Source organism: Desulfobulbus sp. (assembly GCF_030824455.1).
GTDB lineage: Bacteria > Desulfobacterota > Desulfobulbia > Desulfobulbales > Desulfobulbaceae > Desulfobulbus.
Genome location: NZ_JAVBXR010000112.1, coordinates 12,045 through 26,875, shown reverse-complemented (window position 1 = coordinate 26,875; position 14,831 = coordinate 12,045). Strand labels below are relative to the sequence as shown.

Below are 14,831 nucleotides of genomic sequence, written 5' to 3'. Positions count from 1 at the left end.
GGGTGACATGGCATTCTACAAAGACTATTTCGGGATCAGACCGGATTACGCACCGTGCATGACTTTGGCGGATATAAACAAGTCGCCGGAGACATGGCTGGGCTTCTATCCACATGATTCGTTCGTGGAGATTCTGCGAGAGTTGCTTAAGAGCCTGAACGGCGGAAAAAAGTCGCTCTGGATCACGGGAGCCTACGGCACTGGCAAGAGCCATGCGTCGCTGGTGCTGCAAAAACTGTTCACAGATGATGATACACGCGTCCATCAATGGTTGGATTTGCGCAAGGCGCAGATACCGGCCCCCTTGCGAAAAGGTGTGTTGGAACGGCGCAGCGAAAAGACTCTCGTCGTTTATGACGTGAACGCGGACGGTGTGGACGCAAAAAACCAGTTTCTGATGCGCTTGCAGCGCGGAATCGCAAAAGCCTTGGAAGCGGGTGGACACACGATCCCGCTGAAAGGTAAGCTGGACGGAGTCATCGAACGCATCCGGCAGGATGAACAGCATTTCTTTGCAAAGCGCGACAAGATGCAGGCTCAGCTCCCGCACCTGAACGTGGGCATCAACACAGCAGATGCTCTGGAGAAAAGACTGCGGGATACGAATCTGGAGGCCGGGCTGGTGAGCGACGCAATGCGGGTGCTTGAGGCGCGTCATATTTATCTGAGTTTGAGCGCTGAAGAGTTTCTGGAGTGGGTGGACGCATCTCTGAAAGCAAACGGCCTTTCCAAGCTGGTCTATATCTGGGACGAGTTTTCGGCATTCGTGGATCATAACCGTTCGCAATTAAAGACTTTGGAACAATTGGCGGAGGCCGCGCAACAAGGTCGGTTCTATTTCGTGCCGGTGACACATACGGCTATATCAGCCTATGTCGCGGCTGGTTCCGAGAGTGCGAAGAAGGCGAACAACCGGTTCACGTTCAAGCAACTTGACCTACCAAACGAGACCGCGCTGAAACTGGCGGCAGACGCCTTCGTTGTCAAACCGGATAAGACAGAAGAGTGGAGGAAAGAGCGCGACGAACTGTGGCACAGTGTGAACGGCGTGGCCGAAAGCTACATGGTTGTCAACAAGGCGGGCATCGATGCGGCTGATTTTAAGGGTATTCTGCCACTACATCCGATGGCGGCGTTCCTGCTGAAACATCTGTCGGTGGCGATCGGATCAAACCAGCGAAGTATGTTTGAGTTCCTGAACGGCGAGGATTTCAGGACGTTTATTGAAATAGGCGGGCTGGAAGTTCCCGGTCATCAGTTTCTGACGGTGGATCACCTGTGGCAGTATTTCGTAGAACGGGACGATCTGGGGAGTGGGCAAGTCGTGCAGGAAGCGCGGGCGGAGTATGCGAGACGCAAAAAGGATTTGCAGCCGGACGAGCAGCGCGTCTTCAAGGCTGTGCTGTTGTTCGGCTTGATCGAGCAGTTGCAGGGAGCGGGGCACCTGCTATTGAGTACAACGCTAGAAAATATCCAGCGCAGTTTCGAAGGGGACGGCGCTTTGCAGGGCGTGGATGCGATCCTACGCAATCTGGAGCAAAAGCATTGTTTCGCTATTGTGAACGGGCGTTGCGAACGTTTCCATGACCGCTCGGACACGAAAGAGATCGAGGAAAAAAAAGCCGCGTTGGAAGGCAAGTTTGGCGATCTCGTGCTGAAAGAAACCGAAGCAGAGCTGGTTAAACTATTGAAAGGTATCAACTACGGCGGCCGTATTGATACGCGCGTGGCGGGTGTCGGCGGTCTTTCTGCGTCAAGCATCACGAGACGTGAGTCTTTTAGCGCGACAGGGAACCGAGTGCTTTTGCAGTTCATTCTAGCTCGGGACGAGCAGGAACAATTGCGCATTCCTGACAAAGCAAAGGAATTGGCGAAACAGTTCGAAGACCACCGGATGCTGTTCGTGACGATGCCGGAAGTCAGCTTCTGTCGCGACAACGCGAAGGCATGGGAAGATTTCACGGAAAACAGCGCCCGTCTCGCTTTGTCAAACGACAGCGCGAGCAAAAAGGTGTTCGAGACGCATGTAAGCAACGTCAAAGCAGCGTGGCAATCCAAAGTAACGAGTGCTGCCAAGCTCATAGTATACAAACCCAATCCAAAGGGGGAACCGTTCTCCGAGGAAGTGACTTGGGGGCAATTGAAAAAGGACTGGCTCACCACCTATGCGAAACAGTCGTTCGCTGCATATACGGACGATTTGAGTGGCTTCAATATCAACGCATTTGGCTTGCCGAACAGCTTGACGAGTTGGGCACTGGCGGGCATTGATTTCGATAGGTTTGTTGTCAACAATCCAAAAATCTACGGTCCACAGAAAGCAGTGGTGCTGACGTGGCAGAAGAAGGGCGTCACAGCCGAGAATACATGGTTCGACGCGAATCCGAACCATCCGCTGACACAATTACGGGAATTCTGCAAGAAACGGCAGGACAGCACGGTAGGCGCGGGCAATACCTGCTCTATACGCAAACTCTACATCGACCTGCAGCGACCGCCGTTCGGACTGCTGGGAGTGCCGCATTCGGCATTCGTCCTGGGTTTTGTGCTGAAAACATGGTTGACCGGACAGCGCAAACTGCAATGGACGGATGGCGTGACAAGCAAGGTGCTGGATGCTGCGACGTTGGCGGAAATTATTGAGGCTGTGGTCAAAGACGACGGCGCTAACTCCATCAAGAACGAGAAACTGATCTGTCGTCTGTCGAAAGAGGAAAAGGCGTTCATCGAACAAGGCAGCGTGATTTTCGGGAGCAGCGCACTTGCTGACGGAACGGTGGAGGCGGCGTTGAACGCAGTCGTGGCACGTCTGGAAGAGATTTCGCAGCGCGTCCCGCTGTGGGTGCTACCTGAGTATATCCGTGCTCAATACGATGCGAACGCGGAGATGATGAGCAAAGTAATAGATGCATTGTGCGCAGCGAATAGCATCAGTTCCAAAGGAGACACCGAAACTCGCGTAAACAAGGTGAAGGAAATAGGTGAGATTCTTCTAGCAACAACGGGGCTGGCGGAGGCGATGGCCAATTATATGACACCAGTGGTGTTTGAGGAGGCATTCCAGCAGTATGTCGATAACGCCAAGCCGGAGTTGAAAGCGGCGGCGGAACGCATGGGCAGTTTATCGCACATCTATTGCGGAGCGGTCAAAAATCGTTTCGCGGCGACGAGCGGCTGGTTGTGGAAACGCGGCGACGCCGAGGCCGTACTGGAAGAGGTTTACCGACAGACGCTCTGCGCCGAGCATGTCCGTGGGCTAGCTGGCTCATCGGGATACATGAGCTTCGAGAACGCGCTGAACCGCTTGCGCAACGCGGTGCTGAGCGAAAACAAGGTGCCGACGGAGTTCTGGGTGAAAATGCAACCGGCCTTGCAGCGCTTCTTTGAACTGATCAGCAGAGATTCGCTCTCAGGCGAGGATGTAAAAGCCTTTGAAGAGCTTCTGGAACTGCAGGGCGAGGTTATCCGCGAGTTGTTCTTCGATGCGGCTCAAACGCGGCAACTGGATGCGATGCGGGAAATCTTCGGAGATATCTGGCCGACGGCGGTCGCGGAACGCCGCGAGCTTTACAATGCCTTCTCGACGGATTCGGCGAAAACCAATGAGCAGAGTTTTAAGGCACAAGGGCGCGGCAAGATCGAGGAATACAGCCGAACGATGGTTTCCAAGCTAGTGGTTGCACTGTGGAGCGAACGCACAGGTACGGAGTCGCCTGTCGAATGGAGCCGCAAACACGCGTTGCCCGCTGAATGCGTTTTGGCGGTGGACGACGCAAAGAGCCTTGTTGATGCGGTCGCGAATCCGGGAGGTGTATCGGCGGAACGCTTACAGTTTGTACATGACCAACTTAAAAAAGAGGGTGCATTTGTGGATGTGGCCACGGCGGGTGAAGAATTCCTCAAACGGGTGCTGCCCGCTCGTTATCAAAAAATCGGGTTCAAGGTCGGAGAACTGAGCGAGTGGTTATGCAGAAAATTTGGTGCCGCACCGGACCGGTGGCTGACAAGCGGAGGGCTTCACGAATCAGTCGAGGCGTTTGTAAAGCAGAGATATGACACTCATGCGCGGAAGACTGCTGCGGAAAAGGTGAATATGCTTTCCGATGCCGAGGCGAAGGTACTGCTCTTAAAGTTGGTTGATAGAATCCCTGAAGCAGGGCTTTCGGTGCTGGGATAATACCATGACACTGAACGAGTATTGCGAATACATCAGGAATCCCCTAGCGGAAGCGAAAGCTCGGGTGGTAACCGTGCCTCCGGGGGAAAGCTGGACGGCGTTACGTCGGTTTTGCCAAGAACGCGGCAACGTTGAGTTACGTTTGAGCGATCTTGTGAAGGAAGGCGCGTGGCTGCCGATGCCTGACGAAGTTTTCAAGCGGATTCGTGATGTGATGAAGTCACAGGAGGTGAGCGGTAACGCTGTAGTATTGCTGGGAGTGCCCGGCTATCTTGCGTTGTTGACCGACGAGAATAAACGGGCTGCGATTTTCGCTTTGCGCGAATGGGTCGATAGTGCAGCAGGGCGGGAAGCGGTCTGCTTTTTGCGGAGCGATGACGGTACCGGATTAATACTCAAGGAAGTTTTCGCCAATCCGCGCTACCGCCAGGGGAAGCAACTGATTAAAATTTTGACAATCGCTCCCGAAGAAGCCGAAAAACTCGCAGGGCGTACGGAGGTAATGCTGGTCGGTGACGACTTGGCATCTTTCATCCCGGATGCGTGCGACTCATTTCAGAAGTATTTGCGATATACCGAGGAACACCCAAACGACAGCTCTATCCGGCGGATTGTTGTAGCCTCGGAAGGCCAGGAATTGCCGGGGCTCAGCGCCGATGTGCGGCAAGTGGTGTGTTTGCGGGATTTTGCTTGCGTGTTTTACGACGTGGAAGATGCGGGATTGTCAGAAGATGCTTTGCGGTGGATGTGCGAGCGGGGGAAAGAAGGTGCGAGTATAACGCTGTCAGATACGCTCAAATCACGGTTTTTTCCAGAAGATGGAGTCGCAAAGCGCGTCTTGCGAGTGTTTGATGCCCGCAAGAATGCAGAACGCGAGGCGGTACTGTGGCTAGTTAAACAGATCGCAACGAAGGGAAGTTACCTTGAGTGTGTCGCAATGCAAGAGGAGGTTCATGTAGGCAACTTCCGCTCTGCTTACGTTACAGGCGCGGTGGAATGGCTAGATGAATCGGAGGCGTATGCTTCCGAGCGCAGGGATGCTATACAGGAAGCGGTAGTTACAATCTCCGATGCGAGCATCCAGCAGTTCATTGCGCTCTGCTTGGATGAATCCACGTCGCGCGTTGCACCGTGGTTGAATTGCGGGACGGATGCAGAGCGGGCGGAATTACTACGGCGCTGCGCTAAAGATGGCATTGTTTCAAACGCTATTAAAGTCGTGTATCCAGAAGCGGCAATGTATCTGAACGCGGATTTAGTTTTCGGCGATGTGGAGCTAGAAGAGTATTTTAAGGAATACCGTGAACTGAAAATGGCTGTCCGTATAACGTCAAAGTTTTACGAGAAAGCGCGGCTGGCGGCTCCTCCTAGTTCGTTGCAATCGCGCGACGCAATGGTGCAACGGTATGCATCAGACAACGGATGCGCATTGTTAGTGGTGGACGCGATGGGCGCGGAGTGGCTGCCAATGTTGGTGGAGCTAGCGAGGCAAAGGAATATGGGCTTTGATTCGATTGCGGTCGGCGAGGCACATTTGCCAACATCGACAAAATTCAACAACATTCATTGGCCAGATGCCGCGCGGCGGTTGCCGGACATCAAGCGCTTCGACAACATCGCACACAACGGCGCGGAGGCACACGAGACGAGGCGCGCGGAGGAGAATCTGGCTGCGGCGCTGGATGTGATTGGTAGCCAGGTTTTGCCCCGCGTGGCAGAGGGGTTGGCACGGTTTGAGCGAGTGCTTGTCACAGCAGACCACGGGAGTTCGCGACTAGCGGTGTTGGCGTGGCAGGCAGAACCAAAGTTGGCGCAAACGCTTGCCTGTGAGGCGGGCGCGGAAGTCGCCGATTGGCGCTACCGTGAGCGGGCGACGCTAGGCGACTGCCCGCAGGAACTTGAGGAAACGTTGGACGGCAGGCATTGGGTAGTACGCGGGTATAATCGGCTGCCTAAGAAAGGCGGTGGACAGAGCTTCGAGCAACACAGCGGAGCGACGTTGGAGGAGAGATTGGTTCCGGTGGTGATTTTCTCACGGTCGGGGCAGTTTGTACCGAAGACAAGGACCGGCGGCAAATCGGCGCAGATTGTTGAGAAAGACGATTTCGATTTATAGCTTCAACATGGACAATTAACTATGGTCGATACAGAAAAATTGCGGGCGGCATTCCCGGACACGACGGTCTTCAAAGACCCGAATATTGTGGCAATCTTCAAGGCAGCGTCGATTCCGTCATTTATGCGGGACTGGATTCTGAAGCGCAAAGCGGAGTCGGACGGTAGAATCCACGATGCTGAGGCATTGCGTAAATATATTTACGAAATCATCCCCCGACGGGAAGATCTTCTGGATTTGCAGACTGTCGCACGAAGTGAGGGGCGCACGAAGAAGTTTCTGGCCAAGATTGAAATCCAATTCAGCTCCCGGTCTGACGAGTACACGTTTGCGATTCCGGAATTGGGGTTGGGGCATGCAGAAACGCTGATCGAGGATTATGTTTGGGACCGGATCAAAGACGATGTCGTTAGAACGGCTGGGGGCTGGGGGCTGGTACAACTGGGATATCGCAGCCCGGACAGTGAAAATCCTCGAGGATGTTTCACGCTCTTGGAGTACAAGAATTTTTGTCCGTACACGATAGATCTGGAAGCCTATAGAGAGGCACGCAGTCAGTTTAATACTGAGGAGTGGATCGACGTTGTGCTGGGGGCGATTGATTACAACCCGGCAGGTTATGAAGATTGGGTACAAAAACACACTATTCTGACGCGCCTGTTGCCTTTCATCGAACCGCGCCTGAATTTGGTGGAGCTGGCACCCAAGGGCACAGGCAAGTCGTATCTGTTCGGACAGGTAGGGAAATACGGATGGCTGGTCAGCGGGGGGACACTGACGCGGACGAAAATGTTCGGCGACATCAATGGAAAGAGCCCTGGTCTGATCGCTTCGAATGACTTTGTAGCGCTGGACGAAATCCAATCGATCAAGTTTCCCGACCCAAGTGAGATGCAGGGTGGGCTGAAAGCCTACATGGAAAGTGGGGAGATAACAGTCGGCAAGAGCCGAATAGTCGGCGGGGCCGGTGTCATCCTGCTTGGGAACATCCTGCAATCAGATATGGATGAAAGCAAAGACATGTTCCAGAGGCTGCCGGAAGTGTTTCACGAGTCGGCATTACTGGACCGGTTCCACGGTTTTATCAGAGGGCGCGACATCCCTCGCATGAGTGAGAATCTGAAAATCAACGGTTGGGCGCTGAACACAGAGTATTTTTCCGAAATCATGCATCTGTTGCGGCAGCCAGCGGAAACAATGATTTACCGGCATGTAGTCACAAAGTTGGTGGACTATCCTCGTGAGGCTGACACCCGCGACACGGAAGCAGTATTACGGTTGTGTACTGGCTACCTTAAACTATTGTTTCCGCACGTCACAGAGCCGGACAAAATCGACAAAGGTGAGTTTAAGCGATACTGTCTGCGTCCTGCTGTGCAGATGCGCACGGTGATCCGGCAGCAATTACAGAAGATAGACCCGCTTGAATACGGAGGGAAGAACCTAGCCGCATACACGCTACGCGATGTGCCTCAATGAGCGGAAGAAAACAAGTCAATTGTGCTTATTGCGGCAAAGAGAAGCTTTTCAAAGATGACATCGGACTTAACAAAAAGCTCATCCATCCGCAGGTCGAACGGATGATGTGCCTGACGTGTATGGCAGAGTATTTCGAGACGACGGAAGAGGAACTAAAAGAGATGATTGAAGAATTTAAGCGACAAGGCTGTGCATTATTCGGGTGAACAGGGCTTGTTCCATGATGAAATTGAAGACAGTCATTGAGAGCCACTTCTAACAACGGTTTTAGGAGCGATGGTATATAGCCAGCCACGCTTTATGCCGCGGGGGGCAAGCCTATATTTCTCCTTGTATTTTTTCAAAAACAAACTGTTTCTTCGTTTTTTTCAACACGCCGTTTTTTCTTTTTTAGCCGAAGGCCAGTTTCTTGGCTTTCTTGACCCGTTAAACCGGCTTAAAAAAAACGGCTGCCCAACCGTTATGGTCGGAGCAGCCGTTGGCGTTGCTGGGGTTTCTTCGTTTCTTCAAATTATTCTTGGTCGGTTTCCGGCTCTTCACAGCGGCACCCTTTCCCGACCTTTTTGGTTGGATGGCAGGAAAAAATCCAGTCAACCTGATCGGCTGGCAAGGTCGAATGCACCGTGCCGATGGTGAGTCCGCAATGTTGCAGCGCATGCTGTCTTGCTGCTGCGAGTGAAGGCGCTTCGATACTGAATTCTCCAGCGAACTCAAAAACAACCGGGATTTTATACCTTCTCATGTTCGTCATCTGCCCCTCCATTCACGCCGCCACCGGGAATTCGTTCGTTGCGGGAACATCTTCCTCAACACCAACAATCCCGGCCTTGTCGAGGACAAAGTCAGCGGCTTGCTGAGCCTTGGCAGCGGCGGTGAAGATGGCTTTACTGTCGCCCTGGAGGATCTGCAGCCAGTGGTGGATATACTCAGGATGACGCATGTTTTCAAAGGGGATACCGGTATGGGCGCCAAGGAAGGCAGCGCCGATCTCGGCAACCAGTTCCTCGAATGCATAGCCGAGATCACCGAACCGGGCGCCGAACACCCGGTTCAACCGGTCGGGATGCCCGGTCCAATGGCAGGTTTCGTGGTAGCCAGTGGCGTAGTAGAAATCACCATGCTCGAAGCTGGACCGATGCGGTAGAAGCACCATATCCGGACCCGGCAGATAGCAGGCCTTGTTGCCGCCATGCTTCAGATTCGGCAGGGCCAGGACCTGCTCCGCCAGTTGGTTGCATTCGTCCCGACCCGGCGCTTCTTCTTCGACCAGCGGCGGTAGATCCAGCCCCTCGCACTGCTCCACATTGAACACCGTGTAGCTGCGGGCAAAAGGGATCAGCTTCCGCTCCTGTTCATCATCGGTCAAGGCGTCGGGCTCCGGATCACCGCCCCGATCCCTGGTGGGCAGGAACTTCCAGAAAACAATGGACGCCCCTTTCTCACCCTTGCGTACATGGCCGCCCAACTGCTCGGCATTGCGATAGGTGAGCCAGCGGGGATCGACATGGCCACGGGCCAACGCCACCAGGTTGAGCAACAGTACGTTCATCCCCCGGTAGGGCCGGTTAGTGAGCGCATTGCGGAACGGCCCGTAATGGACTGCCTGCCAGGGCTTGGCCCAGGGGTTGACGCCGTTTTTCAGGGCAGTGATGATCTTGGCGGTAATTCCTTCGTAAATGGATATTTTTTGATTGTTCATGATCTCGCTCCTTAAGTGTGTGGGACGAGCCCATTGGATCGTCCCCAATGGGTGTCATGCACTGTGGTGGCCGGTTTCGGAAAGGGAGAGGACCTCATCCCCCACGATCAGATGATCGAGCACCCGGACGTCGATCACCTTGAGGATCTCGGTCAGGGTGCGGGTGAGCTCCAGGTCTTCTTTGCTGGGCTGGATGCCGCCGGAGGGGTGGTTATGGGCAATGATGACCGACGCTGCATTGAGTGCCAGGGCCTCCTTGACCACCTCGCGGGGATAGACCGAGTTGCGGTTGATCGAGCCCCGGAACATCTCCCGCCAAGCCAGTACCTGGTGTTGGCTGTCGAGAAACAGGCAGCCAAACACCTCGTGTTCCAGGCCGGTGAGTTTGAGCCCGATGGCTTCCTTGGCGGCGGTGGGCGACAGGATGGCTGCCCCACGCCTGAACTGATAACCGCTGAGCTTACGGGCCTCGGAGAGGATGGTTTCCTTGGGTGCGGGTTGGTAGAACCCACAGAGATCTCTGGTGTAGAGCATGTCGTACCTCCTGTGGACGAGGCACAACAGCCCATCGGGGCGGTGTGCCCCGTCTGGGATTGGTTTGAGTTCAAAAAGTGTTCAAGCCGCCAGCCGGACCTCGGCCAAAACGAAGTGGCCAAGGTGGGGTGGCTTGTAGAGACGAATGGGTTTGTGGTTGATCTCGCCATGACCTTGGCGGTCATAGCTGCCGATCCGGCGGTCTTGCCAATAGATCGCCCCGGCTTGCAGCCGGAACCGGTTGCCGTCGACATAGGCCACCGCTGTATTGCCCCGGAGATAGACCCGCCCTCTGATCACCAACTCGTGGCGGACCAGGGCGGTCTGCCCATCGGGGGAACTGATGGTGGTTGTGGTGGTGACACGGGTTTCCTCGGTGGTGGTCACGCTTTCGGTCTCATCGAGATCGAGTATCGAGGCCAACTCCCGCTGGCGATACCGGCTCCAGGCGGTGTTGACATCCTCCACAGGCTGCTGACCGGTGAGGGCCTTGGCCAACTCGTACAGCATGCTGTTTTCCGATTCGGAAAGGGCAGCCAAGCCCTGACCCGAGAGTTCGCCCTCAACTGCGAGCGAGGTCTCCATCTTCTGGGCCATGAGACTGAGCGCCTTGTCCTGCATGGTTTCGGCATAGGCCAGATAGAAGACCCGGACCGGCAGGTTCTGGCCAATCCGCCAGCTACGGCGGCTGGCCTGCCTGAGGGTGAATACCGAATAGCCGCACTGGAAAAAGACGATGGTCGGGAAGTCGAGCAGATCCAGACCGGTCTTGACCAGGTTGGGGTTGCAGAGCAGACAGTCGTACTGGCCGGTGGCGAGGTTTTCCTTCAGCCAATCTTCTCGCTGTTCCGGTTTGACTGCCTGGCCCCGGAGGACCAAAGGGGTGAATCCCTGTTGATGCAGCTTGTCCACCAGGGTGGGAACCAGGTCGCGGGTGCCGGTGTGTTCGAGGAATACCGCCACCTTGCGGCCCTGTTTGCGTTCGGTTGCCAGGATCTCCAACAGCCGCTTTTCCTTGGCCAGGAGGTCGATCTCCAGGGCCGGAGCCGAGGCGATTAGTTCCTCAACGCCGCCGCGTTCGAGATAGACCCGTTCGCCGAAGCGGCAACCATCTGGATAGGCCAGGAGGCTTTGCAGCATTTTGCCCAAAAGCCGCATGTCGCCGCAGGCGAGCGCCTTGCGGGTGGCAGCGACCAGGGTGTTGGAGAGTTCAAAATAAGAGGTTTGGAGTGTGTCATCCATTGGGGCGGTGACGATGATTTCTTCGTAGTCGGGCAGAGCCTGGCTGACGTCGTTCAGCCGGACAAAGGCGGAACGCTCCAAGAGCAAATCCGGGAGCAGCAAGGGGGAAATCCCTGGTGCCTCCTTGATCCGGGCCTTGCCGGTCTTACGGCCAATGCTGGCCTGATTCCAGTCCGGGCCGAGATCATCGGCCTTGTAAGTGCGCTCCACCACCCCATAGCGTTCGGCAAAACCGAGGGTGCGGCCGTATTCAAAACCGGCCTGCACCATCTGCCGGGGAAACATCCGCCAGAGGAGGTAGAACAAATCGCGCCCATACCCACCCATGAGGGTGCCGGTCAGCGCCAGCACCTTGCGGGAACGGGCGATCAGGCAGGACATGGCTTGGCCCTGGGCAGTGCCGCCTCCCTTGAGTTCGTGGACCTCGTCGAGGATGACCAGATCGAAGAAACCCTTGGGGAGATAGCGTTTGATGAACTCTGCCTTGGCATAGCGCCGGTTGCGTTCACCGTCAGCCGACCACATCCGGGCCTGGCAATGTTCGCAGATCGGGGCCTGGTCGCTCAGATTCAAAAAGATCTGAGCGCCGCAGTCCGGGCAGCAAGACGAACCTTGCCGGACCATAAGGCCTGGTTTGCGCTGGTAGTGCAGCTTGGCTCGCTCCTTGCCCAGCACCCAGATCTCGGTGCCCCGTGGTTTTTGTGTTTTTTGTTTATGATCAAGCAACAGGCTCATGTCCCGGCCATTGAGGTTGATGCAAGTGCAGCCGGGCAGCGTTGCTTCCGCCTCCCGGATCCACTTGCGCACCAGATGACCGGGGCACTGAATGAGGATCCGTTTGGCCGGCTTGGGATCGAGCGTGGCCACAGCCAGGCTCATGATCGTTTTCCCCGCTCCCATCTCACCCACCAGAAAGGCGCCTTTGCGGTCCTCCTTGTAGAGCGTCCGGGCAATGGGCAGGATACCGCAGCGGATCTGGGCCTCAAACGGGCTGCGCTTGAGCTGGCCCAAATGTTTGCGTGCCTGCGCGTCCCACTGATCCTCTGCCTTGGACTGATAGACCGGGTGCATGGTGGTGATGACCTGGGACTTGAGTACCTCGCCCCATTGATCGAGGAATTCGTTTAAAGGGATGTCCATTGTCTGTCCTCCATGGGGAAGGCAGACGATCCCTTTCAGGGGACCGAATGCTTCCCCTTATTGGGTTCTTTTGAGTTCGTTTAACCGAGATAACCGAGGCGGATCCCTTCCAGAATCTGTTCCTCCAGTTTTTCCTCCTGCCAACTGATCTTCCAGGCCTGCCGCAGTTGCGGATTGCCAAAGGAATAGAGCCGCTCCGGTTGCAGGACCTCGTCCCACAACCAGTCGCGCCACTCAGGCTTCAGCGGCATGGTGGTGCTGTTGTCCAAACGGTGATAGGCCTGCTGCTTGACCGCTGCCATGTCCTCGCCAAAGACGATGACCGAGCAAGCGGTCTCGGTATGCTGAGCCTTGCGTTTGAACTGTTCGGCGCTGATCAGCACCTTGTTGACCACATCGCCGATCTTCCGCGCCCGAATGGAGCGGATGGGGCCCGGTGTGCGGCCCAACTCCAGGGGAGTGGGTTCGATCCCGGAGATGCGGCTGGAGCCGCCGCTATAGAAGTGGGCCGAGGTGGCCTGGATCTGGGCCGGGCTGCCGACCAAACTGAGCAGATAGGCCCTGGCTTGATCTGCCTCGATGCTGGCAATAAGTCCGTCGCAGTAAGTGACAAAGCCGTTGCTGCGGATGGTGAGATAGTCGTGCATGATGCTTCCTTGAATAAAAAAGAGGGGGAGACATCCCCACCGGGGAAGACTCCCCCAATGGGTTGGTGTGGATATTTCTTGAAAGAGTTCAGCGGATAATCAGCATCTCGGCCTTCGCCATGTCGATGGCCTTGACCGTGGGCTGGTACAGGTCACGGGTGGTGACCATGGTGTCGCCGCTGTTGTTTTCGGCTATAGAGTGAATTTTTTCCGTCTTGTGGACTACGCCCTTGATCACCAGCCGGCGGCCGTCCATCTCGATCTCGCCGTTCATGTAGCCGCCAGCGAGCATCAAGGCCAGATGGCCGTTTTTCAGTGGAGCAAGCGGCCGAATGGTATGGCACTGTCCGGGCGCCAGATCATGGGTGAGCAGATCCTCCAGCAGCCCGCTTTTACGGACGAGGGGGATGGCCTCCCGTGGATCGATCCGGCCGCACGTGAAGGTGCAGGGGTGTTTGGGCGCAGGTATTGCCAGCCGCTTCGTGCAACTGGTCAGCTGCGGGGCCGTTGCCAGAAAGATCTCCGGCGCCATGCCGGCGATGCAGTTCAGTTCCTGCTCCATTTGGGCCGCCTTCGCCTTGGTTGCCAGCGAGCGTTTCCGTCCCAGTACCAGGCACTGATGGAAGGTGTGAAACTCCTCCTCCGGAAAGGCGTAGACCTGAAGATCGATGAAATGCCGGGCCAGGATTGGTGCGCAGGCGGCCAGCACTGTGTAGGGGACAACCAGCACCAGCCAGCCGTCCTTATGCAGGGTCTCCTGGAAACGTCTGAGAAAGAGCGCTTCCAGCCGCTGGGCCTGGGCCTCCGGTTCCAGACTGTAGTCATAGGGTGGATTGAGATAGAGCAGGCCAAAGGCTCCGGGCGAAATCCGCATCTCCACCAGGGCGTCGCCCCAGAGGAGATGGTGGATTCGTTGTCGTGCCTCGGTGGCCCGGTCATGATCCAGTTCAATGCCGTAGGTGATGGCGCCGCTTCCTTGTGCCAGTTCGGCAAGGGTTTGCCCTTGGCCGCAGCAGGGATCGAGGATGCGGGCGCCTTCTTCGATATCGAGCAGTGCTTTGAGTTGGCCACGGATGCTCTCCGGTGTCGGATAGAAGCCGGCCTTGGCCTGTGAACCCAGTCGTGCCATGGTATTCTCCTGTGGTGGTTAGGGTGTGCGTGCCTTTTCGATCTCGACCACGAAATGGATCTGCGCGGTCTAGCCGATGGTGCAGGCATCCAGTCCCTCTCTAATCGGGCCAAATGCAGCAGGTCGGTCAGCAGATCGATGATGGTGGTTTCGAGGGGGTCCATGGGTTCGCCCTTGCTCAGGCAGTATTGATCAAGCGCCTGCCGGGCGGATTCGGACGTCGTGTCATGGTCGTTCTCCCTGGTTGCAATGGATCTCCAGTTGCTGCCAATCGGGAAAGATGCCTTCCAGCGCGGTGCGAGCCGCCGCAGCGACTGAACTGGTGGAAGTCACCAATTCCCGCAGGGCAACAAACAGAACCGGGGCGGCCTGGAGCAGTCGGATGTTGCCGGCATCATGCTGTGCCACCAGCAGACTGCGCCGGTCGCCTTCCTCAATGGAAATGTCATACCCCTGATCGCACCATGTCTGTTGCTCATGGCGGGCCTCACGGATGACATATCCTCCCTCGGTGTCCGGATGGGATGCAACAGTCCAGGGAAAAGGGGTACAGAACGATGGTTCTGCATGTGGGTGTTCCTGTTGGTTGAGTAGGTGGTTCATGTTGAGTGCTCCTGATAGTCGGAATAGAGAGGGCCTGAACCCCGGATTGACGGGATTCAGGCATA

The 14,831-nt window shown here is 56.0% G+C and carries 11 protein-coding genes; 4 read left to right on the top strand and 7 right to left on the bottom strand.

What is annotated here, in order from left to right:
• Window positions 1-7: 7 nt before the first annotated feature.
• The 4 genes from RCH93_RS14465 to RCH93_RS14450 are packed head-to-tail and all read left to right on the top strand — an operon-like array spanning window position 8 to window position 7,978.
• Window positions 8-4,177, top strand: coding sequence for a hypothetical protein (locus RCH93_RS14465; protein ID WP_306549125.1), 4,170 nt, complete (start codon window positions 8-10; stop codon window positions 4,175-4,177).
• Between the two features lie 4 nt (window positions 4,178-4,181).
• The gene (pglZ, locus tag RCH93_RS14460; RefSeq protein ID WP_306549124.1) at window positions 4,182-6,293 is read left to right on the top strand and encodes a BREX-4 system phosphatase PglZ; all 2,112 of its coding nucleotides are present in this window, start codon (window positions 4,182-4,184) and stop codon (window positions 6,291-6,293) included.
• 21 nt (window positions 6,294-6,314) lie between these two features.
• The gene (gene brxL, locus RCH93_RS14455) at window positions 6,315-7,772 is read left to right on the top strand and encodes a BREX system Lon protease-like protein BrxL (RefSeq protein ID WP_306549123.1); all 1,458 of its coding nucleotides are present in this window, start codon (window positions 6,315-6,317) and stop codon (window positions 7,770-7,772) included.
• Window positions 7,769-7,978, top strand: coding sequence for a hypothetical protein (locus RCH93_RS14450; protein ID WP_306549122.1), 210 nt, complete (start codon window positions 7,769-7,771; stop codon window positions 7,976-7,978). The genes brxL and RCH93_RS14450 overlap by 4 nt, the downstream gene beginning before the upstream one ends.
• A gap of 305 nt (window positions 7,979-8,283) precedes the next feature.
• Here RCH93_RS14450 and RCH93_RS14445 read toward each other — a convergent pair whose 3' ends face one another.
• From RCH93_RS14445 to RCH93_RS14415, 7 genes are all read right to left on the bottom strand, one after another.
• Window positions 8,284-8,523, bottom strand: coding sequence for a hypothetical protein (locus RCH93_RS14445; RefSeq protein WP_306549121.1), 240 nt, complete (start codon window positions 8,521-8,523; stop codon window positions 8,284-8,286).
• Window positions 8,524-8,535: 12 nt separating this feature from the next.
• The gene (locus RCH93_RS14440; RefSeq protein ID WP_306549120.1) at window positions 8,536-9,471 is read right to left on the bottom strand and encodes an ArdC family protein; all 936 of its coding nucleotides are present in this window, start codon (window positions 9,469-9,471) and stop codon (window positions 8,536-8,538) included.
• A gap of 54 nt (window positions 9,472-9,525) precedes the next feature.
• Entirely contained in the window at window positions 9,526-10,005 is a 480-nt protein-coding gene (gene radC, locus RCH93_RS14435; protein WP_306549119.1) for a DNA repair protein RadC, read from the bottom strand.
• Window positions 10,006-10,086: 81 nt separating this feature from the next.
• Window positions 10,087-12,387, bottom strand: coding sequence for a DEAD/DEAH box helicase (locus RCH93_RS14430; protein ID WP_306549118.1), 2,301 nt, complete (start codon window positions 12,385-12,387; stop codon window positions 10,087-10,089).
• An 80-nt stretch (window positions 12,388-12,467) separates the two neighbouring features.
• A complete protein-coding gene (locus tag RCH93_RS14425) occupies window positions 12,468-13,034 on the bottom strand; it encodes a hypothetical protein (RefSeq protein ID WP_306549117.1) in 567 nt (188 codons plus the stop codon).
• Between the two features lie 88 nt (window positions 13,035-13,122).
• Complete coding sequence (locus RCH93_RS14420) at window positions 13,123-14,163, bottom strand: DUF6094 domain-containing protein (protein ID WP_306549116.1); 1,041 nt, start codon at window positions 14,161-14,163, stop codon at window positions 13,123-13,125.
• A 225-nt stretch (window positions 14,164-14,388) separates the two neighbouring features.
• Window positions 14,389-14,766: a hypothetical protein gene (locus RCH93_RS14415; RefSeq protein ID WP_306549115.1), complete on the bottom strand. Its 378-nt coding sequence runs from the start codon at window positions 14,764-14,766 to the stop codon at window positions 14,389-14,391.
• Window positions 14,767-14,831: the final 65 nt, after the last annotated feature.